Origin of the sequence: Acinetobacter sp. NBRC 110496, assembly GCF_000876115.1 — a bacterium.
GTDB lineage: Bacteria > Pseudomonadota > Gammaproteobacteria > Pseudomonadales > Moraxellaceae > Acinetobacter.
Genome location: NZ_BBTF01000022.1, coordinates 41,261 through 63,163, shown reverse-complemented (window position 1 = coordinate 63,163; position 21,903 = coordinate 41,261). Strand labels below are relative to the sequence as shown.

20 protein-coding genes, 1 tRNA gene and 2 pseudogenes are annotated in these 21,903 nt (G+C 42.0%); 10 read left to right on the top strand and 13 right to left on the bottom strand.

Annotated elements, in window-relative coordinates:
* Window positions 1-1,406, bottom strand: a pseudogene (locus Aba26S_RS12160) (hypothetical protein); the annotation flags it as partial.
* 767 nt (window positions 1,407-2,173) lie between these two features.
* On the opposite strand from Aba26S_RS12160, the gene Aba26S_RS12155 reads away from it, so the two are divergent.
* A tRNA-Arg gene (locus Aba26S_RS12155) sits at window positions 2,174-2,250 on the top strand.
* 42 nt (window positions 2,251-2,292) lie between these two features.
* On the opposite strand, the gene Aba26S_RS12150 is transcribed toward Aba26S_RS12155, so the two are convergent.
* On the bottom strand, window positions 2,293-3,591 hold the full coding sequence (locus tag Aba26S_RS12150) for an SRPBCC family protein (protein WP_043972262.1): 1,299 nt from the start codon (window positions 3,589-3,591) through the stop codon (window positions 2,293-2,295).
* 310 nt (window positions 3,592-3,901) lie between these two features.
* Here Aba26S_RS12150 and Aba26S_RS12145 point away from each other — a divergent pair, with 310 nt between their 5' ends.
* Window positions 3,902-4,399, top strand: a complete 498-nt coding sequence (locus Aba26S_RS12145; protein WP_005238614.1) for a YcxB family protein — start codon at window positions 3,902-3,904, stop codon at window positions 4,397-4,399.
* Window positions 4,400-4,432: 33 nt separating this feature from the next.
* A complete protein-coding gene (locus Aba26S_RS12140; protein WP_043972259.1) occupies window positions 4,433-5,074 on the top strand; it encodes a fumarylacetoacetate hydrolase family protein in 642 nt (213 codons plus the stop codon).
* 107 nt (window positions 5,075-5,181) lie between these two features.
* Here Aba26S_RS12140 and Aba26S_RS12135 read toward each other — a convergent pair whose 3' ends face one another.
* Window positions 5,182-5,982, bottom strand: a complete 801-nt coding sequence (locus Aba26S_RS12135) for a helix-turn-helix domain-containing protein (protein ID WP_043972258.1) — start codon at window positions 5,980-5,982, stop codon at window positions 5,182-5,184.
* A 107-nt stretch (window positions 5,983-6,089) separates the two neighbouring features.
* Here Aba26S_RS12135 and Aba26S_RS12130 point away from each other — a divergent pair, with 107 nt between their 5' ends.
* Complete coding sequence (locus Aba26S_RS12130) at window positions 6,090-6,995, top strand: DMT family transporter (protein WP_005238619.1); 906 nt, start codon at window positions 6,090-6,092, stop codon at window positions 6,993-6,995.
* Between the two features lie 27 nt (window positions 6,996-7,022).
* Here the strand turns inward: Aba26S_RS12130 and Aba26S_RS12125 are convergent, their stop codons facing one another.
* Window positions 7,023-8,273: a YihY family inner membrane protein gene (locus Aba26S_RS12125; RefSeq protein WP_043972255.1), complete on the bottom strand. Its 1,251-nt coding sequence runs from the start codon at window positions 8,271-8,273 to the stop codon at window positions 7,023-7,025.
* 113 nt (window positions 8,274-8,386) lie between these two features.
* Between Aba26S_RS12125 and wrbA the strand changes: the two genes are divergently transcribed.
* On the top strand, window positions 8,387-8,986 hold the full coding sequence (gene wrbA, locus Aba26S_RS12120) for an NAD(P)H:quinone oxidoreductase (protein ID WP_043972253.1): 600 nt from the start codon (window positions 8,387-8,389) through the stop codon (window positions 8,984-8,986).
* Here the strand turns inward: wrbA and Aba26S_RS21420 are convergent.
* Window positions 8,983-9,307: pseudogene (locus Aba26S_RS21420) on the bottom strand (type ISP restriction/modification enzyme). The gene wrbA and the pseudogene Aba26S_RS21420 overlap by 4 nt on opposite strands.
* Before the next feature lie 150 nt (window positions 9,308-9,457).
* The gene (gene lgt / locus Aba26S_RS12115; RefSeq protein ID WP_005238626.1) at window positions 9,458-10,270 is read right to left on the bottom strand and encodes a prolipoprotein diacylglyceryl transferase; all 813 of its coding nucleotides are present in this window, start codon (window positions 10,268-10,270) and stop codon (window positions 9,458-9,460) included.
* Between the two features lie 109 nt (window positions 10,271-10,379).
* Between lgt and Aba26S_RS12110 the strand changes: the two genes are divergently transcribed.
* The 4 genes from Aba26S_RS12110 (at window position 10,380) to Aba26S_RS12095 (ending at window position 15,182) form a co-directional block, all read left to right on the top strand.
* The gene (locus Aba26S_RS12110; protein ID WP_043972251.1) at window positions 10,380-11,162 is read left to right on the top strand and encodes an NRDE family protein; all 783 of its coding nucleotides are present in this window, start codon (window positions 10,380-10,382) and stop codon (window positions 11,160-11,162) included.
* 142 nt (window positions 11,163-11,304) lie between these two features.
* Window positions 11,305-12,897, top strand: coding sequence for an alkaline phosphatase (locus Aba26S_RS12105; protein ID WP_005238629.1), 1,593 nt, complete (start codon window positions 11,305-11,307; stop codon window positions 12,895-12,897).
* A gap of 20 nt (window positions 12,898-12,917) precedes the next feature.
* Complete coding sequence (locus tag Aba26S_RS12100; RefSeq protein ID WP_005238630.1) at window positions 12,918-14,453, top strand: alkaline phosphatase; 1,536 nt, start codon at window positions 12,918-12,920, stop codon at window positions 14,451-14,453.
* A 78-nt stretch (window positions 14,454-14,531) separates the two neighbouring features.
* A complete protein-coding gene (locus Aba26S_RS12095) occupies window positions 14,532-15,182 on the top strand; it encodes a hypothetical protein (RefSeq protein WP_005238631.1) in 651 nt (216 codons plus the stop codon).
* A 230-nt stretch (window positions 15,183-15,412) separates the two neighbouring features.
* Here Aba26S_RS12095 and Aba26S_RS12090 read toward each other — a convergent pair whose 3' ends face one another.
* The 4 genes from Aba26S_RS12090 to tatA form a co-directional block, all read right to left on the bottom strand.
* Window positions 15,413-17,410, bottom strand: a complete 1,998-nt coding sequence (locus tag Aba26S_RS12090; RefSeq protein WP_043972249.1) for a PhoX family phosphatase — start codon at window positions 17,408-17,410, stop codon at window positions 15,413-15,415.
* 178 nt (window positions 17,411-17,588) lie between these two features.
* Window positions 17,589-18,353 (bottom strand): twin-arginine translocase subunit TatC, encoded by a 765-nt coding sequence (tatC, locus tag Aba26S_RS12085; protein ID WP_005238633.1) that lies wholly within the window; start codon window positions 18,351-18,353, stop codon window positions 17,589-17,591.
* Entirely contained in the window at window positions 18,350-18,787 is a 438-nt protein-coding gene (tatB, locus tag Aba26S_RS12080) for a Sec-independent protein translocase protein TatB (protein ID WP_043972248.1), read from the bottom strand. The genes tatC and tatB overlap by 4 nt, the downstream gene beginning before the upstream one ends.
* Window positions 18,788-18,799: 12 nt before the next feature.
* Window positions 18,800-19,015 (bottom strand): Sec-independent protein translocase subunit TatA, encoded by a 216-nt coding sequence (gene tatA / locus Aba26S_RS12075; protein ID WP_005238635.1) that lies wholly within the window; start codon window positions 19,013-19,015, stop codon window positions 18,800-18,802.
* A gap of 152 nt (window positions 19,016-19,167) precedes the next feature.
* On the opposite strand from tatA, the gene Aba26S_RS12070 reads away from it, so the two are divergent.
* A complete protein-coding gene (locus tag Aba26S_RS12070; RefSeq protein WP_005238641.1) occupies window positions 19,168-20,055 on the top strand; it encodes a hypothetical protein in 888 nt (295 codons plus the stop codon).
* Between the two features lie 17 nt (window positions 20,056-20,072).
* On the opposite strand, the gene rdgB is transcribed toward Aba26S_RS12070, so the two are convergent.
* The 3 genes from rdgB to Aba26S_RS12055 all read right to left on the bottom strand — a co-directional run bounded on the left by rdgB (window position 20,073) and on the right by Aba26S_RS12055 (window position 21,796).
* Entirely contained in the window at window positions 20,073-20,696 is a 624-nt protein-coding gene (rdgB, locus tag Aba26S_RS12065; RefSeq protein WP_004757126.1) for an RdgB/HAM1 family non-canonical purine NTP pyrophosphatase, read from the bottom strand.
* Between the two features lie 76 nt (window positions 20,697-20,772).
* Window positions 20,773-21,213 (bottom strand): hypothetical protein, encoded by a 441-nt coding sequence (locus Aba26S_RS12060; protein ID WP_043972244.1) that lies wholly within the window; start codon window positions 21,211-21,213, stop codon window positions 20,773-20,775.
* A gap of 1 nt (window position 21,214) precedes the next feature.
* Window positions 21,215-21,796, bottom strand: a complete 582-nt coding sequence (locus Aba26S_RS12055; RefSeq protein WP_043972243.1) for a class I SAM-dependent methyltransferase — start codon at window positions 21,794-21,796, stop codon at window positions 21,215-21,217.
* Between the last annotated feature and the right edge of the window lie 107 nt (window positions 21,797-21,903).

Here is a 21,903-nt window from a genome sequence, read left to right as displayed (position 1 = left end):
GAACCAAGTGGACCACCTGTACCGCCACCAATACCACCGATGAGACCACCTACATTGGTAAGATCACCTACCGCATGCTGAACCAGACCAGAGGCAGTAGAGCCATTATGAATCAGTGTACCGACTACACCTGTAAGAGAGCCCACAGCACCACCGACATCGGCACCTGCCAGATGAGATACTGCTTCAAGTGTGCCGTTTACGGTATCGCGTGAGGTATCAAAGGTAAGGGTACCTAGATGGGTCAGGTCAGAGATTGGATGAACGCCAGGGAGTGCACCACTTAGCACGCCACCCACTGTGTTAATCCCTGTATTGATAATATTGGTTTTGAGGCTTTCAACGCCCTGAAGTACATCAATGCCTGTTTGGATAGCGCCAGTGACAGGATTATGACTCAGGTCACCACCTGTAATACCGCCGATGATGTGTGTAATTGCACCTAAAGGTCCGCCTGTACCGCCACCGATACTGCCAGTAATACCACCGATAATATTGCCAATTGAACCAAGTGGACCACCTGTACCACCACCAATACCGCCAGTGATTCCACCAATAATTCCTGTAATTGTACCGAGTGGGCCTGTACTTCCAATGTTGGTGATATCACCAACGATGTGTTGTATCGTGTTTGTAGCAGTGGTTCCATTATTCACCAGTGTGCCTACCACACCTGTGAGAGAGTTAACCGCACCACCGACATCGGCACCTGCCAGATGAGACACTGCATCTAATGTACCATTTACGGTATCACGCGAGGTATTAAAAGTGAGTGTGCCAAGATGAGCAAGATCTCCAATTGGATGTTCAGATTGGTGAACTGCGCTAATAACGGTACCAGCAACAGTGTTAATTCCAGTATTGATGATATCGGTTTTTAAGCTTTCTAGCCCTTTAAGCACGCCAATTCCACTTTGGATGACACCTGTGACTGGATTATGGGCTAAATCGCCACCTGTGATACCACCGATGATTCCTGTTACTGTGCCAAGAGCACCGCCATTTGTTCCTCCTGTAATACCACCAATGATTCCTGTCACTGCACCGAGAGGGCCGCCATTTGTACCCCCTGTAACGCCTCCAATAATATGAGTTACAGTATCAAGTGGACCACCATTTGTACTACCAGTAAGGCTGCCAACAAGGTTTGTTACTGTTGAAAGAGGGCTGCTACTGCCCGTTACACCGCCTAGAATTCCTGTAATTGTATGAACAGGGTTACTCGCGACGCTATTTGTAATACTGCTTACAGTATTGGTTACCGTGCTGGGTGAAACTAGATTTGTAATTGTAGATAAGGAAAGAGGGGCAAGAGTTGAACTACCAGCATGTGATGTTGAGCTATTACTATCGACTAAACTCGAAGTAATACTTTTGATCGGTGATAAAAGACTTTTGAAAAGCATAACGATACCTATATTTTTAAAGTAGTGTTGTTTTGGAGTAATTATTTGCTATGGTTTTTGTGATTAAAGTCACATTAATCTCATTTAGTGTTATATGTGATCATTGTTTTGTCAATCTGTAATTTTTTAGATTTTGATTGTTAATTATTGATTTAAAATATTGAATTTTAATGCTTTTTTTAGGGATGTTTTGAGGGTTAATTTACATCTGTATTGAATTTTCAAGACGGGGAAAGTGAAGGTTCCAGATAATTAAGTCTGTTTTTTCAGTGAATTAAAATGTAAGCAAATGCTGAAGTTCGAATGATTGGGGAGATATCACAAAGAAATTTTTAAAATTTGTTATTGGTTTGCAAAAAAATATTTCCAATCTATATCATGTTTGGTTAATCAATAAATATCAGTGGCTTAAAATTTTAGCTATCATTTTTTTTCAGATAATAATCAATTAAAAGTTATAGAGAGAATGATGTTTTTGACCTGTTCTTTAAATAAACTAACCAATCATGTATATGTTCGAGATGATATTTGAATGGTTTTGCGATTGAATGGTATAGATCCAGATAAATTACTGCATGGCCACGGCGGACACTGGGTAAAATAAGTAGCTGTCCAATTTGTTCAAGAAAGTCGATTTGTCGGTAATCTTTGAGTCTATTTCACTCAAATGATTGAAAAGTGTTGAATCTGTAGCCAGTTGATTACAAGTTTGTGAAAAAAGGCTTATCATTGAGTGAAAATTACGTATAATGCGCTCCATCAAATATGCGCTCATAGCTCAGCTGGATAGAGCACTTGGCTACGAACTAAGGGGTCGGGAGTTCGAATCTCTCTGAGCGCACCAATTTGAACAAAGAAAACCGCTTAAATGCGGTTTTTTTGCGTCTTATGTTTTTGCTTTGATTTTTTGTACAAATACCACATTGCCACCGACAGCAGGCAATATATCGTGATAGGGCAGGCTGCGCATGGCTCTTAACAAGAATGGCGCTTTGTCATCAATTTTCATCGCGCTGGTCATTTTCAATAATGTCCCTTGATTTAAGGTGTGCAACTGCATTTGCCCCTTAACAAAACGAAGATCTCCACCATTGGCATAAAAATTATTCTCAATTGTCTGTGGGTAGTTAAAGCGCAATCGAAATGCAAAGGGAATATTGATGACACCAAGTCCCACATTGACCTGAATATTGGCATCTTGTCCTTGATTTTGAATGGGGGTGGCAATGACCTTTTTAATCTGCCGAGGAAATAGTTGCTGATATGCCGATGGGCTCAGCCATTTTTGTAAGGATTGAACAGGTTGCTGATAAAATTGATAGGTGGTGGTAAAGCGCATGGACTCTCGCCCATGCGTATAGAGCACACTGGTGGGGGCGTGTAGAATACTTACGGGTTGTTGAGCTGCTTGAATCAGTTGGGTAATTTTACTGAGTTGTGCTACATTCAGTTGCGGAGTTGGAATTTGTCCTGCATCCAGCGGTGTAACATTGGACTGAATAAAACGGCTTCTTAACGACTCTAAAATAAAAGCATTGCTGCTACTCGGAATCCCGAGTTTCGCTTCTGGAATGGCATTGAGAATCTTCTTGATGATAAAACCCTTAGGCTGGTTTAAATCGCCCCATTGGGTCAATGTGATTAAGGTGCGGTTCTCGTCTAGCGCAAACCATTCAAATTTACCGACGCCATAGGGAATCGGTGCATCAATCACCAAGCTGGCAATACTATTCGACTTAATCTGATGTTGTAATGTGACGTCTTCATTAAAATTGAGTACAGGAATCGGGGTTGGAATCGAGACCCGATATTTCATTTGAACAATGTTGCCAGACTGTTCTAATGTTTTCGCTGATTTGAGGGTTGGAAACAAACCGACATACTGATTAAAATCGGTCAGTGTTTTGGCCACTTGTTGGGCATTGACGGGGACAATGATTGCGGCTGAATTAAAACTGACATTGGGCTGAGGATTACTTTTCAATGTGGGCACGGCTGTTCTGGTGGCAGGGTGACCATACATAAAAATATTGTTTTGGGTATAACTGGCCAACAGTTGCGGATTATTTTGAAATGGTTGCAATGCGCTTGGAATATTGTCAGTCCAAGGTACGATCTGTGCAAAACAGCTTTGTGTGAGCCCCAATAACAGGCAGGGTAAAATTAGACCATTCAAATACGCCATCACATTCCTTTGATTTTTATCCGTGATTTTATGCAATGAGTTGATGCGCTTATTCGAGACATCAATCCTGCTTATTAATAGAATTTTTTGTGTGTAAAAAATAGGCATGTTGTGTAAAGCTTACTTCGGGCAGCTTCAATCATTCACAGTGAATGTAACGGTGATTTGAGCCATAAAGAATGCAGTGCTTGAATCTCAAAACAGAGAAAACATCAGCTTTAAATTTTGTATTAAATCACGATAAATGTGATTGCCCATAAAGTCATTTATGTTCTAATAGGTCAGTTTTTTCAAATGTTAGAAATTAGAAATGTCTGAACAACGTCCAAGTGTATCGGTGCGCTATTATTTGAATTTAGAAGAATCACAAGATGGTTTTGCTTTGGTCACGTTTGGCAAAAAAACCTTTAGCCGTTTTTTAACTCCAGTGATCAGTATTGCGATTATTCTATGGGGAATCTATTTAGGTTTTGCTGGCGTTGGGCGCTATTACGTTGCATTGGGTGCTTTTTTTCTGATCATGCAAGCGGTCATGCGCTATTGGTTATTACCGATGCTGTTTAAGCGTCAATTTGTACGCTATCAATTTGGAAAAAGCGAACAGGGAATTGATCTTTATCAAGATTATTTTGAACTGTATGCAGCAGGCAAAAAACAAAGTGCGCAATATGCCGAAGTCCAGTCATTTGCAATTGGCAAGTTGACTTACATGTTGGAGCTAAAAAGCCATACTGTGGTGATCGTACCCAAGCGTGCGTTTAGTGATACAGCAGATCAAACAAAATTCGAAAATAGTTTTAAAAAGTAAATGTATTGACGGTTGAAAGAACAAGGAGTTTTCATGAGTATACGCCCTTCAAAAATTGTATGTGTTGGCCGAAATTATGCAGAACATGCCAAGGAATTGGGCAATGCCATTCCCGACCGTGCGTTGTTATTTATCAAGCCGCCAAGCAGTATCGGTTCTTTAGCTCAAGGTGTCAGCTGGAATCAGGCTTTGGGTGAGTGTCATTATGAATGCGAAATTTGTTTGCAAATTGCCCATCCATTATCACAGGAAACCGATCCAGCCAAAGCCCTAGAAGCGATTGGTGCAGTGACTTTGGGTCTGGATTTGACCCTGCGTGATTTACAGGGCGATTTAAAATCTAAGGGTGAGCCGTGGGAACGTGCCAAAGCCTTTGATGGTGCCTGTATTTTGGCTGACTGGATTGAAGCGGATGAGATTGGCGACCTGCAAGAGTTAGAGTTGATTCTGAACATCAATGGGGTTGACCGTCAGCATGGCTTCACCAAAGATATGATCTTCGATATTGGCACTTTATTGGTTGAAATTAATCAATCTTTTAGTCTGGAAGCCGGTGATGTGATCATGACGGGTACACCCGCTGGTGTTGGGGCACTACGTGCCAATGATCAATTGACCATGAAATTGATTACCCAGTCAGGCGAATATGACTGGGATACCTTTGTCAAAGCCTAAGTTGAAATAAAAGGAGGGTGCTGTTCTGAAGAGCAGCGCCATTTTTTATATCTAAAAGCATGATTTTTCCACTGAATCAGATATTGGTTAAGGCATGAATAGCAAAATTAACTGCCTTGATACAGCTTACGAAATTGGTCTGGGGTGAAATGCATCCAGCGTTTAAACATATAAATAAAAGCGGATGAACTGGCGTAGCCTAAATCTAGTGCAATGCTTTCAATGGTCTTGCCTTGATTTAACATCGACATCGCTTTCATGACTTTTAGGCGCTGTCGCCATTCGTGTAAAGACATGCCCAATTCTTTCTGGCTATAACGGGCAAGAGTGCGTTCGGTCATATTGATCATCTGTGCAAGCTGTTCCAGTGTGCTGTTATCGGCAGGGAACTCATGTAAATGTGTCAATATCTTCGCCAGTGCAGGATGCTCGGTGGTCGGTAGATAACTGCCGACCAACTCGGCATGAGTTAGTGAATCGAGCAAAACGTGCAGCAAGCGTAAATATTCTGGATCGTGTTCAGCAAATGGATGCTGACGAATATGTTCAAGCAGCGCAGAGACCAAGGGCGCGGACAGTAAGATACCTGCTTGTTGCGGCATGTTGTGACAGAGTGATTCATGCACGTACAGGGTGCAATGGGTCACGTCATTGCGATTGATACCACTATGTTGTAAATGCGGTGGCAACCAGATTCCATAAGGTGGTGGGGTTAAATAATGAATTTGCTCAATATTGACTTCTAAAACACCGTCGAAGGCATAGATAAATTCACCCCATGCATGGGCATGTTTGGGATAAAAAGTCTCCGCAGGTGCATTGCGGATTTGTAGCCATAATGGGGCAGGAATCTCGTTGTAGGTCGGGATGGCCTGAAAATCTTGAATCCTGTGTGCTGATTTTTTCATATCATGAGAATTGCCTGAAAACACGCATCTATTGTCGTATTTTCACTATATCATGAAAATCCGACAGCCTTATATTGATGCTCAAGTCATAAAATCAGGAACGCGCAATGGATGAGCGTAAAGCATTAGATGCAACCGCATCGGGTCTGATGATCGTACTGTGTATGATTTGGGGACTGCAACAGGTCATTTTAAAAATGGCAGCGCCTGACATTTCTCCCTTAATGCAGATCGCGTTGCGTTCAGGGCTGGCTGCACTGCTGTTATTACCACTGTTATATTTGGATAAAAGCAGTCAGCTCTTCAATCGCCAGAATTTAAAAGCGGGTTTAGTGGTTGCTTTTCTATTTTCTTTGGAATTCTTTTTATTGGCACAGGCCTTACAGCTGACCTCGGCTTCGCATGCCGTGGTACTGCTGTATACTGCCCCGATTTTTGTGGCCTTGGGCTTACATTGGAGGCTTCCTTCGGAGCGTCTCAGTCTGTTGCAATGGACAGGTATCGGGATTGCATTTTTTGGGATTGCCGTGACTTTTCTACGTGCAAATTCAGGCGTATCGATTGTGGATCAACAGATGTTGTGGGGTGACTTACTGGCTTTGGCTGGAGGGATTGCCTGGGCAGCCACCACCATTACCGTCCGTTTATCTTCACTGGCACAAGCCGCAGTGACACAAACGTTGTTTTATCAATTGGCGGGTAGTTTTGTATTGTTGTTTGGCCTGGCGCTTGTTCTGGGGCAAGCGCCCATTCACTTTAGCCCACTGGTGATAGGCAGTCTGGCCTTCCATACTTTGGTGGTTTCTTTTGCCAGTTTCTTGGCATGGTTCTGGTTATTAAGGAATTACTTAGCATCACGGCTGGGCGTCTTTTCCTTCCTCACACCCCTGTTTGGGATGGCTTTTGGTGTCTGGTTGTTGGGTGAAAAAATTGAGCTGAATTTCATTATCGGCTCAGCTCTGGTCTTGCTCGGCATTGTCGTCGTGAGTTTACAAGGTTGGTTAAAGAAATAAAAAAGGCCTCTTAAGAGGCCTTTTTGCTTACTTTTGTTCAAACAGCGTGGAAAGTGGAATCGACAGTTTGGCAGCTAAATAATCATTGCTTTCAATCAGAGAAGGGCCAATCCGTTCCATCCATTCATCATCTTGATGGATATGTTCAACATCGGGACGTAAAGGCAGTGGATAAGGCAGGGCAGTGAAGAAACTCCAGAAATCCACCTGAGCCAGATTACGAACCAGGACATATTCGTCCTTGTCTGTTCGCATAATTAAATTTTGAGCTTCGAGCTGTAGGATATATGAAGGTAAACGGCCTAGCTCGCCACGACCAATGATTCCTAAAAGCTCTTTTTCACTGACACTTTTTCCGATTTGTTGTTTCTTATAAAACAATTCCAGAATATCCAGCAGCATTAAAATAGGATGACGTTTTTGTTCTTTGCCCGAATGAAAAGCGGTCAGGGCATAACTGATTTCGACACCCAATAAAATAATGTTCCAAGATAAGTAAATCCACAGCAGGAAAATAGGCACTGCGGCAAAGGCGCCATAGACGATTTCGTAGCTGGTAAAATTACTCATCACCCAACCAAAAAAACGCTTCAAAATTTCGAAGATGGTCGCACTAAAGCAGGCCGCAATCAGGGCTGAAAGTACAGGAACAATACGATTGGGAATGGTCCAATATAAAATGAAGAAACCGATAATGGTTAATAAAAATGAAATCAGCCACAGAATAAAAGAACCATCGAGTTGATAACCCGCAAAATTATTACTGAGTACATTGATTGAGGCGACCGTGGAGGACAGTACAAAGGCACTGCCTAAAACAATCGGTCCTAATGAAATGATGGTCCAGTAACGCATAAAACCGACCAGACCCGTTCGGGTCTCCTTCACTCGCCAAATCCGGTTAAATACATTCTCAATTGAAGTCAGCATCAGCACGGTGGTGACAAACAGGAACAGCACACCAATAATGGTCAGGTTACTGGATTTTTCGGTAAAGGCATTTAAAGCCTTGTCAAAAGCGATGGTACTTTTCGGTAAGAAATTACTATAAATCAATTGTTGTAGTTGCTGTCTGGCAGGCTCCAAAGCTCTAATCGAGGAGATAATCACTAAAAAAACGGTCAGCATCGGCACGACGGCAAACAGCGTGGTATAGGTCAATCCTCCCGCTTGTTCACGGCAGCGATCTGCCTCAAAACGGCGTAACACAAATACAATAAATTGAAACCATGTTTTTTCTAAAAAAGGCAGTTTTTTTAGATAACGATTTAGGGTCATGGGTTCTATCCTAGTTATTTTTAATAAAAATCCTGTGTTATCACAGGATTTACTACAGCTCAAAAAGTAAAAAATGTCGTATAGTGTCCTTTTTAACAAAATTCTTGAAAGTGATGCAACCTTACGTTCTTGTTCTTTATTACAGTAAATACGGTGCAACCAAGCAAATGGCGCATCTGATTGCCAATGGAATTGAAGCGGCAGGTGTGACTGCACGCATCCGAACTGTGCCGAATTTGGCCACCGTGGTCACAGAGGCCGCAGCGAGTATTCCAGCCGATGGCGATATTTATTGCACTTTAGAAGATCTTAGTCATTGTTCAGGCTTGGCTTTGGGTTCGCCAACACGATTTGGCAATATGGCCAGTGAGATGAAGTATTTTTGGGATCAAACCACCAGCTTATGGTTGAATGGTGCTTTGCATAACAAACCTGCCTGTGTATTTACTTCATCCGGCTCAATGCATGGTGGTCAGGAAAGTACGTTACTTAGTATGTTACCTCCCTTGTTCCATCATGGCATGATGATCATGGGCTTACCAAACTCAATACCTGCTTTGTCGAATACCAAAACAGGTGGTACGCCGTATGGGGCCAGTCATGTCAGTGGGCCGCGTCATGACCAAAGTTTGAGTCAAGATGAGAAGATCTTGTGTGAAGCACAAGGCAAGCGTTTAGGTGATGTCGTGCAAGCATTGGCTGGAAAGTTTTAATGTTGCGAAAGTGGTATCGTTGTCCGATGGAGACCAGTTTCCAGAACAGCAGATGATCAGTTGGATAGGGAATTGGAGCTAAAGCAGGATTCAACAGCTGTATTTCCCCGGTACGTTGCTTTTCCGAGCTTAAGATTGCATAGACATAATCTACGAGATCAACTGCGCTAAATATCTGTTTATACGCATCTTGTAATTCAGTGTTTTGCTTGGCGAAACAAACCTGAGATGCTGCTTCTTGATGGATAAAAACCAACCGAGACTTTTTTCTAGGGCAAGGATGATGTCCTTATTCAGCGTTAACGGTGCAAGAGAGAGAATGAGATCAGAACTTTTAACCTAAGATTGGCTTTGATTATGCTCAGGCAGGCGTGCTTATCCTGATAGAGACAAGATCGATATATGCTTTATCTTGGTTTATAAATTTACTGATTGCCATAATAAAAAAGGGAGCTATTGCTCCCATTTTTATTATTTCTTTAACTGCCAGTCATAGATATTTTTACGGTAAGCGTACCAGATCATCCACAGACCAATAATAATCATTGGGAAACTGAGAATCTGACCTTTGGTCATCCAGCCAAATAAGATATAGCCTTGGTCTGCATCAGGTTCGCGGAAGAATTCCATAAAGAAGCGTGCGACCCCATAACCGACGAGGAATAAGGCTGAAACGGCCATGCGTGGGCGAGGCTTAGAACTGAACCACCACAGTACAATAAATAGAATCAAGCCTTCACAAAGGGCTTGATAGATTTGTGACGGATGGCGTACCAATGCCAATGGGTCCGTTGGAAAAATCATCCCGAATGGATAGCTTGGATCTTGTACTGGGCGACCATACAGTTCTCCCCCGATAAAGTTACCAAAGCGGCCAAACATCAAGCCTGTTGGTACACAGGGTGCGATAAAGTCCAAGGTTTGGAACCAGGTTTTTTGGTATTTTTTACACCAAAATAACATCGCAATCATGACACCGAGGAAGCCGCCGTGGAAGCTCATACCACCAGTCCAGACTTGGAATAACCACAGTGGATTTTCTAAGAATTTACCAAATTCGTAGAACAACACATAACCAACACGTCCGCCAAGCACAACGCCCAATGCGCCATAGAAGACCAGATCTGACACCATGTCGGCTGTCCAGCCATCACGTTGTTTAGCGCGATACGATGCTAAGCCCCATGCACAGAGAAAAGCCAACAGATACATGAGTCCGTACCAGTGCACTTTGACTGGTCCTAAGCTCAGTGCAACTGGATCAATATTTGGATAGGTCAGCATCGCTGCTCCTCAATTTTATATTTTGAGCAGATTGTAGCGGAATGATATGAAAAATGTTGTACATTCAATGTGAAAGATCAAGGTCCCAAAAGGCGGGAGAAAAGGATTTATGTGTATTGTCGCTTTTGCATGGCAGGTGCTGGATGAGATGCCTCTATGTTTAATTTCAAATCGTGATGAGTTTTACCATCGACCAAGTTCTGCCTTGCATGCATGGGAAAATAGCAGCATTGTGGCAGGACAGGATTTGCAATCAGGGGGGACTTGGATGGGGGTGACGGCTTCTGGTCGCTGGGCGATTGTGACCAATTTTCGCAATGGCCGGGAGCAGAAAGCTTATGCCACTTCTCGTGGGTATTTGATTCAATCCTTTTTAGAAAGTGACTTGGCGCCGATTCGATTTGCCTGGCAACTGGAAAAACAGCAACAGGACTATGCGGGCTTTAACTTGTTTGTGGGGGATCGAACACAAGCGGTATATATGAGTAACCGTGGTGAAGCGCCGCAACTGCTCGCCAATGGCGTGTATGTGGTATCCAATGGCCTCATGTCTGAAGATTGGGAGAAAACCCGACATTTACGTCAGCGTTTTACCCAAGAATTTTTACCGATGTTGCAGCAAACACAAATGACTGAATCCGCAATCGATGCCGCCGCTTGGGATATTTTGGAGGATGAACGAAAGGTGATTCCAGATTTGTTACCCGATACGGGAATCAATACAGAAATGGAAGAATTATTGTCCTCTACTTTCATTCAGAGTCCAGTCTATGGAACACGCTGTTCAAATTTTTTAAGACTTAGCCCGACACAGTGGCATTGGCTGGAAAAATCCCAGCAAGGGCCGTCACGAGGTGCAATTGTTGATCTTCAGTTAAAATTAGCGCCTTGAATTGATATGTTATAACATAATTTCAATATAAAACAACAAGATGAAATAATACTGTCATCAAGGTGACATAAAAGGGTCACCCAGCATTGTTAAGGTGTAGCCAATCGAGTTACGTCCAAACAAATAGATCTGGGGATATTTTATGTTCTTATCAAAGATGAGCTTTTCCAAAAAGCTCTTGGCGGTCAGTTTAATGGCAGTTCTGTCAGCTGGCATGACTGCGTGTAACGACAGTGATAAAAACGACAAAACGGAAGTACCTACAACACCAAAAGCTAAAAATGTGATTTTCTTTTTGGGTGATGGTATGGGGATTACCACTTTAACGGCATCACGAATTTATTCTGTTGGGGAAGATGGTGATCTGACCATTGATACACTGCCAGAAACTGCTTTTGTACGCACTTTTTCGGAAGATGGTCAGGTGACTGATAGCGCGCCGTCTATGGCGGCTTATATGACTGGCGTGAAAATGAAAAATGAAGTCATTTCCATGCAGACCGGAACGATCGCATCTGCACCAAAAGCAGATGGAACCAGTACCTGTGATGATGTTGCAGAGAATAAAGGCAAAAAACCTGTTGAAACCTTACTTGAACTTGCCAAAGCGCAGGGGATGGGCACAGGTGTCGTGACTACCACGCGTATTACCCATGCAACGCCAGCCACAACCTATGCCCATGTTTGCCATCGTGATGCAGAGAATGATATTGCGGCACAGCTTGTTCCCGCAGGTAAAGGGACCGGATGGGGCGCTTATAACAGCAAGCTTAAAGATGGTGTAGATGTAGTATTAGGTGGTGGTTTACGTCAGTTTAAACCGACGACTGTTGCAGGCGGTAAACGTGCTGACGGCCGAGACCTAGTAAAAGAAATGCAAGATCAAGGTTATAACTTTGTTTCAAGTGGTACTGACCTTGCAAAAATTGATCCAAGCAAAACTAAAAAATTATTGGGTCTCTTTAATGCCAGCCATATGAATTATGACTTGGATCGTACCAATAAGAAGATTGATGAACCTAGCTTAGCGGATATGACTACCAAGGCGATTGATGTCCTACAGGCAAAAAACAAAAGTTTCTTCTTGATGGTTGAGGGTGGCCGTATTGACCATGCACTACATGACACCAATGCGAAACGTGCGTTGCAGGATACGGTTGCTTTTGACAATGCGATTAAGGCAGCGATTGATAAAATTAAACTGACCGATCCAGAGCTAAAAAATACCTTGATCGTGGTGACTGCTGACCATGACCATACCATGGTCTTGAATGGTTATGCGAAACGTACAGGTAAATATGTAAAAGGTGCTGAGACCAGTGTCTTGGGCCTAGTGAAGAACTATAACAAAGCGGGATTCTCAACCGATGTCAACGGCAATCCATATCCGATCATTGGCTTTGGTACAGGTAAAAAACGTTTAGATAATGACCGTATTGAAGCGCGTGGTGTTTTAGCTGATAACGATAGTTGTAATCCAGCTGCAGGCCCAGCAGGTAAATATACCGATAGCCGTGGAACGGATATTGATAAAGAGGGTTGGTGTACGGGTACAGCTTCAGATGATTTCCAGCAAGAAGCAGTGGTGCAGACTGGTTTCGCTGATAGTGAAACGCACGGCGGTACCGATGTATTCCTTGGCGCGATTGGTGTGGGGTCAGACAACTTCCACGGCAGTCTAGAAAATATCGAAGTATTTAATTTAGTTCGCAAAGCCATTGGCCTAGATAAATAACAACAGACTGGAGAATGATGATGTTAAAACAATTTAAATTAGGTCAGTTGGGTATGAAAGCATCTGCTTTAACTGTTGCACTCTTGGCTGCAAGTACAGGTGTACAGGCGGCGGGTGAAGCTAAAAATATCATTTTCTTTTTAGGTGATGGTATGGGGCCAACTACGGTCACGGCAAGCCGTATTTATGGCTATGGTGAATCTGGCAAATTAACCATGGACACCTTGCGCCGTACCGTACGCATCAAGACCTATTCTGAAGATGGTCAAACCACAGATAGTGCGCCGTCAATGGCAGCCTATATGACAGGGAAAAAAACCCGTAATGAAGTGATTGGCATGACACCGGGAACTGTTGCTGTTGAGCCAAGCTCAGGTACGGCACCGGATGGAACGAAAGTGTCGAATGCCGTGAATAACTGCCCAACGCCTGGTTCGAGTGTAGCAGCAGGCAGTCCTGCCGAGACGATTCTTGAATTGGCCAAGGCCAATGGCAAAAAGGTAGGGGCGATTACCACCACAGAATTAACCCATGCAACCCCAGCTGCAACTTTTGCTCATGTGTGTAACCGTAATGCGCAATTTGAGATTGCGCGTCAAGTGATTCCTGGTGGTGCAGGATATAACCCTAAACTGCTTGATGGTGTAGATGTGCTCATGGGCGGGGGACGTAACCACTTTACCCCATATAACGCGACTGACAATAAAAAGGGTCGTATTGACGGGCGTAATTTGCTGGATGAGCTAAAAGCGAAAAATTATACCGTCGGTGCAACCAAAGCAGACATGGATGCTGCACCACTGAATAAAAAATATATCGGTCTTTATTCGGCAACTTCACATCTGGAATACGATTTGGATCGCCCTAGAACGGCACCGAATCAACCAAGTTTGGCTGAAATGACCGCGAAATCGATTGATTTATTGCAGGCACAAGATACCGCAGGCAAAGGCTTCTTCTTGATGGTTGAAGGTGGACGTATTGACCATGCATTACATGGAACCAACGCCAAACGTGCCTTGCAGGATACTATTGCCTTTGATAATGCGATCAAGACCGCACTGGATAAAATCAAGAAAACTGATCCTGAGTTAAAAAATACCTTAATCGTCGTCACGGCTGACCATGACCATACCATGACGTTTAATGGTTATACCGCACGTACTGGCAAAACCACGGCGACGAATCCAGGTATCTTGGGTTTAAGTTATAGTTATCAAGAGGCAAAAGCATCAGATACGCGTAGCCGCGTGTTAGAGGATGGCAAGAAACATGCCCCTAACTTTGATGCGAAAGGCAAGACCTCAACCACTTTAGTGTTTGGTAATGGTGGTGGGCCACGTCCAACCTCACGCATCGATATTACGGACAATGAGGCAGCAGCCGATGATTATTTACAAGAGGTTGGGGTAAAACTTGGTAGTCCTGGCTCTGAAACACATGGTGGTGGAGATGTCTTATTGTTTGCTGAAGGTGCAGGTTCACAAGTCTTTAAAGGGACGAGAGAAAATGCATGGGTATTTAGCAAATTAAAAGAAGCATTTGGCTTTAAATAAACCTTTTATTGAAGTTTTTCATCATATTGCAAGAAACCTCAGTCACTATGACTGAGGTTTTTTTATGTAGGAAATAACATGCGTCTTGTGATTAGTTCGGTCTTACTCTGTTTGGGGATGACTTGTTTGCATGCGGCACCCTTATTAAGCGCCAGTATTATGCGTGAGACGCAAACCATTGGGAATGATGGTGTGACACGTACCAGTGTGTTTCAGGAGCGTATGTATCGTAATACACAGAATATCTGGATTGAGCGTGTATTGCCTAAACATCATCAACATGGTCAGGAGAAAGGTGGCCATAAACATTTAGATTTGGCTGAAGCAGCGCAGCATTATTTTATTGATCATAAAAAACAGCCAAAACTCAATTTAGTGTTAATGGAAGATAAAACAGTTGTGCATTTACAGGATGCCGATGTTGATATGTTAGGCTTAAGTAATTGCTGGTCATGCGTTTATTCATTGATCGACCCTAAAAGTCTAAAAGCAATGACAGTGAAGAAAAAGGATGCAAACACGACATGGTATGAGACTCAGAATAAGAAAAATAAAATGAGTATTGAATGGGATAATCGCAATAACATTGCCAAACGTGTTGAAGTGCGTAGTCTGGATGGTTTGCGTTATGACATCTTAAAAGCCAATATTCAACAGGTGAATATTGCCGAACCTTGGAAAACATATAGTAAGTTTACAACGAAGGACTATTCCGATTTTGGGGATTAACTGAACTAAAATTGCATGTTTGAATTTAGCCCCTTCTTAAAGGGGCTTTATCATAATAAGACGCATCAAAATAGATTTAGCCAAGTAATCAGTATAAATGAGCCAGATCACTCCAATATAATCAGTCGAACATTGCGATATTGCTTATTTGTGTCCGAACGGATCATGATGAATTGATCTAGACATACAAAAGCCGACATGATGTCGGCTTTTGTATTTTCAATGCTTGCTTATTTCGTTGTTGTAGCTTTCTTTTCTACGGAAGGTGCAATTGGATCTGCAGTAATATAACCCACGGCAGCAGCAAAACGGTCTTTGTAGTTTGCACGGACTAAAGGATCAAGCGTTTTTTGTACTTTGTCGTGTAATGGAGATTCCCAGTCACCCGGGTGCTGGAAGTTGCTCATGATATAAGTCCAACCATTCACCGCATCTACAGCATGTAGACCTGTTGATTCAGCACCAGCAGGTGTGGATAAGATACGGCTTAATTGTTTGGTATCGACATGATAAGCCCATAAGAAGTTATTGATGTGCATGCCACTATCTTCACCAATGAAGAGGGTACGTAAATTTTCAGAGAACTTGATGTTATCTGGGTTGGCAATTTTATCTGCATTGGCAAGGTTACCTAGGGCATCAGCAGTGGCAAGGTCTTCACCAACCAAAGCCACTGGAGCTTCCATGTGTACCGAAACCCATTCACTATTAATCAACTGGTTTTTTTGATCAACTTGGCTACCTTTTAAGGTGTGAGCATACACGGCACCTGCTTTCGGACCTTGGACTTGGATATCAGTGGTTTTGTCAATCATAGAAGACTGAACATAAGACATTGCAGAATAAGCAATTTTATCCTTAATGTTGACCGTTGTACCTTCCATTTTGGTAAATCCCATACTTGCACCGACTAACGCTGCATAACGATGGGTTTCAAGGAATGCAGCCTCGCGTTCTTTACCTGCAACTAATTTCACCCAGTTATCTTTGCCACTGAAGCGAATCTTGGTATAGCTTGCATCTTTAGGATCAGCAGTTTTGACATCCATAAGATCAGAAATTTTATATTGATCAGCCCAGCCTTTTACTTCATCGCTTGTTGCATGACCAAGATTGATCCAGCTGATATCCCCCGCACCTGGGCCTACGCCAGATGTTTGCTTCCATTTAGCAACATAGAGCGTGCCTGCAGATAAATCTTTTTCTTTATCTGCAACGAACATAAACAAGCCGCCATTGGTTGCATCATCACCCATTAACGCCGTGCGATTATCTGGCATGACTTGTACCAGCTCATGTGAAATACGACCTAAACAGTAATGTTTTTTAATTGAACCCGTACCATCGGTATTAACCGTCACTTCTGGTAAATGACCGTAGTGGTAAGGATTGCCTTTATTGCTGTCGCCAAATAGGTTTTGACTGAATACAGGTAGATAGCTTGCTGCAACGTTATTTGCATCAGGCTCGTATTCTTCACTCGAAAGATGTGTTCCCCATGGCGATAAGCTGGCACCACAAGTAATCCATAAGCCATTGACCTTGGAGGTATCCACATTGTGATATTTCACCAAAGATAAATGACCTGTTTTAGGGTCTTGATCCAGAGTTAAAATGGCGATGGGGGAAGGTAAAAGACCATACATAGATTTTAGATTTTGATCACGAGTAGTGTATTCAAATTGCACCACATGGAAAACAGGATTTCCTGTAACACCTAAGGCTTTCTTATCTGCATCAGTAAAATCTTTACCTGTCGCTTGTTTAAAGCTGATCAACGAACTTCCATCTGGACAGTCTGAAAAGAATTGGCGTTCTTGCCCTGCTTTTGATTTATCGATAATCGGTTGGTTATTGATATCAACATAACCTCCAGCAAGAATTTTGCCGCCTTTGCCATCTGTTACCAAGTCCCCTGTGGTGAAGAACGGCTTATAAGCAAGGGTGTAATCGGTTTTTGAACCATCATCCCAATTGATACTGAGCGTTGAGGCAACGCTGGTCGTTGCCATTGCGGCAGGGTCAGTTAGATTAGGTGCTGCCATGGGGGTAAATGTTGCATTTTTAAATTTGGCAGCCAGAGGTGCAAGGGTGGCAGAGTCATTATTGTCATCATTGCAGCCGGTTAAAACGGCGGCGGTACTCATTGCTCCGAGGGGTAAAAAGGGAGCGCCTGCGAACCATTTTAAAATATCACGACGACTTGGCTGATGGGTATTGGCTGTCATAGTAAATCCATTTCTTTAATATAGGGCAAATAAATCCTGATCGATTCTATGAAGCAGAGATGACATTTTTTTGACAGTTTTAATGCAATTTTAAGAAAGTTAATTTTTATAAATAATTAAAAAATATGAAATTAAATAAAAAAATCCCTGAGGTTTTTCAGGGAGCTGTAGCCAGTTTTCAGTCAGTTACTTTTCTTTTTTCCAGTATTTTTCCGAACAGTAAACCCAGTTCAAACAACATCCACATAGGGACTGCCAGCATAATCATCGACAAGGCATCGGGTGGCGTGACAAACATGGCCAAAAAGAAACAGCCCACAATAATGAAGCGGCGTTTTTCAACCAGACTCTGGGTACTCACCACACCAATTAAAATCAGGACGAGGGTAATAATCGGGATTTCAAAGGTAAAGCCAAACACCAAAAACAGCTTTAAACAGAAGCTTAAATAACTATTGATGTCAGTCATCGGTGCTACAGTTTCAGGGGAAACACTAATAAAGAAATGTAGAATTGCAGGCAGTGTAATAAAATAAGCAAATGCCACGCCTAAATAGAACAGCACAATACTGCCGAATAAGAGCGGAATGGCCAGATGACGTTCTTTTTCATACAGTGCAGGTTTGATGAAAGACCAGATCTGATAAATGATATAGGGCATTGCCAGCATAAATGCGACGAATAGATTCAGCTTAAACGGTGCCATAAATGTAGCAGTGACATCGGTTGCAATCATGGTTGATGTTGCGGGTAACTGCTGTCTTAACGGTTCAGAGAGCCATTGATAAGTGGTATTTCTAAATGGCAATAAGCAGAAAAAAAGAAGAATCGTTACCCCAACAATCTTAAACAGATATTGTCGCAGCACAATTAAATGCTGCATCACCGGCATCTGTTGCAGGGATTCTTCAGTACTGGCTGAGGTTGATGGTAATTGGCTCATACGGCAATCTTTAATTCTGTATCAAACTTTGGTGCCGATAAGGGCAACTCAAGCTTATGAGGTAAATACTTTTGATAGCTAATACTAAACGGTACAATATGTTGCGTTGAACAAGGGCTATAAGTCACGGGTGACTGAGTCTTGGTTTCTGCAACTTCTATCTCTGATGTTGGTGTACCTTTTAGCGCATCGAGTTGTTGTTGCATCCTGCGTTCGAGCTCAGTAATTTTATCAATTTCTTTTTGCATTTCTTCACGGAACTCAGAAAGGCGGAGTTCTCGATCAATTTCGTTCTGAATGTTGTTGATAAATTTTTTAATTTTTCCATACCATTTTGCTACGAACCGTGCAGCTTCTGGTAATTTATCCGGGCCAAGCACCAGCAATGCAATCACTGCAAAGCAAAATATCTCGGTCATTCCCAAATTCAGCATAGTCGTGCTCGCTTAGCCTTTTACTGAGTTTTCAGTATTTTTAACTTGAGCATCAATGGTGCGAGGTTCATTTAAAGGAGCAGTTGTTTCTTCTTCTTTCATGGACTTTTTGAAGTCTTTTACTGCACCACCCACATCTTTACCCAAGTTTTTAAGCTTCGATGTACCAAAAAGTAAAATCACGACAATTGCAAAAATCAGTACATGCCAAATTGATAAGCCAGCCATTCTTCTATTCCTATAAAACTTTGCTATATCTCAACAGTTGGGCATGACAAAGATGTGACACTTGTATTGCAGTTTTAAGACAAAGCAGCTGTTTTCCTGTAAATAGTGCTAGCATAAGCAGCGTATAAATAAGTGATCAAAACTAGATTGATATGACTTTTATCCTCCCAATAGGTGCCTTGTTTTTCGGGTTTTTGATCGCTCAATTCAAAGTCTCAGAACAGACCAAAAAAATCTTGTCTGCTTTATTGGCGCGGTTATTTATTCCTGTCGTGATTATTTACAATATGGTGTTCTATCAGGCAGGTAGCTTTGCACTTATTCTATTTAGTTTCATTTCATCGATCTTGCTGTTTTACTTATTTGCGTATTTCTCTAAAGACCGTTTGCAGGCACTTTGTTTGAGTTATAGCAATATTGGTTGGCTTGGTTTTCCATTCGCCATAGCCTTATTTGGCGAGCAAGTCAGTGCAGCGATGATTGCACTGTATATTGGCGGATCTTTATTTGGCAATATTTGGGCGGTGACTGCCGTTTCAAAAGAATCATCAAACGCCTCTATGATTTTCCAGAAAGTTTTAAAATCACCGCCAGTCTTGGCCTTGTTGGCAGCATTGATTTTATGGCTATGTGGTATTCAACGTTTACAGGGGAATCTTGTTCTAGAAGGGCTGTATGATGTTGCCAAATTTGGGATGAGCTTTGCGGGCATGTGTATTTTAGGGATGTGGCTCCGATATACACGGGTACATCGGGCTGACTTATGGCTCAGTACGCGCACACTGATGCTGAAATTATTGTGTGGTCTGGTTATTTGTAGCGTGACTTATTATTGCATTGAGATTCCACAGATTAACTTCTTGATACCTGTGCTGTTCCTTTTATTTTGTCTGCCGCCTGCCGCTAATATTGTTGCTTTGGAAACGCATTACCAAGGTACAGGCATTTCAGCCCGTTATATTGCTGCAGGAACTATCGTAAGCTGTGTGGTGATTGTGATCTATGGTCTATTGCTGCATATAAAAAGTGCCCTCATATAGGAGAGCACTTTAGGGTTTTAAACCAAACTGGCTTTAAATAGCTGCATCGCTTGACCACGATGGCTGATCTTATTTTTCTCAGCTTTGCTGAGTTCAGCACTCGAAACATTGAGTTCTGGCAGCCAAAATAAAGGGTCATAACCAAAACCGTTTTCACCACGTGCAGCGGCTAAAATCTCACCCTTCCAAATACCTTGGAAAATTTGTGGCAAAGGGTCTTCTGCATGGGTGACCAATGCCAAAACACAAACAAACATGCCTTCAATGGTTTCACCTTCTTTACGCAAAGGTGCAAGATCAGCCAACAGCTTTTGATTATTGGCAGCATCATTGCCATGTTCGCCTGCATAACGTGCTGAGTAAATCCCAGGTGCACCACCTAAGATCGGGACACATAGTCCAGAATCATCTGCCAGTGCAGGTTTACCTGAAAGTTTAGATGCATGACGTGCTTTGATAATGGCATTTTCAACAAAGCTAAGACCATCTTCAATCGCATCTTCAATATCGAGTTTGCCTTGCGGAATAATCTCGACAGGTAGATTCAGTTGTTGAAACAGATGTTCAAATTCAACAACTTTGCCTTTGTTGTTACTTGCAAGGACAAGACTGCCTTGGTTGAGCCATGCTTGGGTAGACATGCTGAAAATCTCAATATTTTAAATCAGATGAATTGTACTCGATTTGGTGGTCTAAGTCGGTTGTATATCTTTGTGATTAAACACCGATAATAGTAAGTCCATCAACATCTTGTTCTAATAGTTTGCTGAAGAAACGTATAAGATCATCCATCATTTTGATCACTTCCACTTTATATTTTGGATATTTTTTCTTAAAAATTTTTGTTTCTTGTTTAAATAAAAGACGAACATTATCGTTATAGCGTAAATATTTTTTAGCTTCTAAGTAAACTTTATATGTATCAAGTTTTGCAATCACTTGCACTATTTCTGCTGCATCAAGATATGTATTTTCCCAGTGTGACCAAGGCTTTTTATCCCCTAAAAATAAGTGTTCAACTAAAGAAAATGCGATCTCATCAATGACAATTGAATGATCACAATTCGGATTTCGTTGCAAATCATAGGGAATGATCTGCATGTTAAGACCAGCATAAATTCCATTTGAATAGGATGTAACGGTAAAAGAAAATTTCATGCTAAAGTTTTTTCAAAATCAGTGTGTGGAAATTCCAGAATTTAATTTTTCCGTGAGCATTTGGATGTTCTGTTCTGGTTTCTTGATTCAATAAAATTTCATAATCTTCAATGAACAGTTGTTCAATTTGCTGGCGATTAAATCCTTGCATGGTCTGAGGCCGTTGTAATAACCAAGCATCATCTTGACCTAAAAGTTGTATTAATAAAATCCCGCCTTGCGGCAAGGCATGTTTCATCTTTGCGAGTACATGATCAATTTGGTTAGGGGCGCAAAAGAACAGACTGAATAGGGCAATGATAATACTGGCTGATGGAAACGGATAATTTTCAAAAACATGATTTGAGAAAAAGAATTTAGGATGATTTTTAAATCGATACTGACATACCCGTTGTGCTGCTTCAGAGGGATCAAAGGCATAAACCCGATAGTCATGTTTCAGTAAGAAGGCTGCTTCATTGCCTGCGCCACATCCACAATCAATGGCAACACGAGGGAGGGTCGCATCAACATACTGGAGTGCATATTCCAAGATCGGACGATGTGATTGATCTTGGGTGAGTTCCGCAAATATCTGAGACATGAGTACTAAAAAATGAACAATTTAAAATAAATAACAGCTTAAGATCTCTTTGTAAAAGTAGAAATTGAACTACATTTAAATCAATTTGGAATAAAGCCAATAAAAAA

Excerpts from the sequence above, each read along its gene's own strand:
- Aba26S_RS12145 (WP_005238614.1), top strand. The coding sequence starts at position 3,902 with ATGTCTGAACAACGTCCAAGTGTATCGGTGCGCTATTATTTGAATTTA.
- Aba26S_RS12060 (WP_043972244.1), bottom strand. The coding sequence starts at position 21,213 with ATGAAATTTTCTTTTACCGTTACATCCTATTCAAATGGAATTTATGCT.
- tatC (WP_005238633.1), bottom strand. The coding sequence starts at position 18,353 with ATGAGCCAATTACCATCAACCTCAGCCAGTACTGAAGAATCCCTGCAA.
- Aba26S_RS12135 (WP_043972258.1), bottom strand. The coding sequence starts at position 5,982 with ATGAAAAAATCAGCACACAGGATTCAAGATTTTCAGGCCATCCCGACC.
- lgt (WP_005238626.1), bottom strand. The coding sequence starts at position 10,270 with ATGCTGACCTATCCAAATATTGATCCAGTTGCACTGAGCTTAGGACCA.
- Aba26S_RS12095 (WP_005238631.1), top strand. The coding sequence starts at position 14,532 with ATGCGTCTTGTGATTAGTTCGGTCTTACTCTGTTTGGGGATGACTTGT.
- tatB (WP_043972248.1), bottom strand. The coding sequence starts at position 18,787 with ATGCTGAATTTGGGAATGACCGAGATATTTTGCTTTGCAGTGATTGCA.
- tatA (WP_005238635.1), bottom strand. The coding sequence starts at position 19,015 with ATGGCTGGCTTATCAATTTGGCATGTACTGATTTTTGCAATTGTCGTG.
- Aba26S_RS12090 (WP_043972249.1), bottom strand. The coding sequence starts at position 17,410 with ATGACAGCCAATACCCATCAGCCAAGTCGTCGTGATATTTTAAAATGG.
- Aba26S_RS12140 (WP_043972259.1), top strand. The coding sequence starts at position 4,433 with ATGAGTATACGCCCTTCAAAAATTGTATGTGTTGGCCGAAATTATGCA.
- Aba26S_RS12070 (WP_005238641.1), top strand. The coding sequence starts at position 19,168 with ATGACTTTTATCCTCCCAATAGGTGCCTTGTTTTTCGGGTTTTTGATC.
- Aba26S_RS12100 (WP_005238630.1), top strand. The coding sequence starts at position 12,918 with ATGTTAAAACAATTTAAATTAGGTCAGTTGGGTATGAAAGCATCTGCT.
- Aba26S_RS12055 (WP_043972243.1), bottom strand. The coding sequence starts at position 21,796 with ATGTCTCAGATATTTGCGGAACTCACCCAAGATCAATCACATCGTCCG.
- Aba26S_RS12105 (WP_005238629.1), top strand. The coding sequence starts at position 11,305 with ATGTTCTTATCAAAGATGAGCTTTTCCAAAAAGCTCTTGGCGGTCAGT.
- wrbA (WP_043972253.1), top strand. The coding sequence starts at position 8,387 with ATGCAACCTTACGTTCTTGTTCTTTATTACAGTAAATACGGTGCAACC.
- Aba26S_RS12130 (WP_005238619.1), top strand. The coding sequence starts at position 6,090 with ATGGATGAGCGTAAAGCATTAGATGCAACCGCATCGGGTCTGATGATC.
- rdgB (WP_004757126.1), bottom strand. The coding sequence starts at position 20,696 with ATGTCTACCCAAGCATGGCTCAACCAAGGCAGTCTTGTCCTTGCAAGT.
- Aba26S_RS12125 (WP_043972255.1), bottom strand. The coding sequence starts at position 8,273 with ATGACCCTAAATCGTTATCTAAAAAAACTGCCTTTTTTAGAAAAAACA.
- Aba26S_RS12110 (WP_043972251.1), top strand. The coding sequence starts at position 10,380 with ATGTGTATTGTCGCTTTTGCATGGCAGGTGCTGGATGAGATGCCTCTA.
- Aba26S_RS12150 (WP_043972262.1), bottom strand. The coding sequence starts at position 3,591 with ATGGCGTATTTGAATGGTCTAATTTTACCCTGCCTGTTATTGGGGCTC.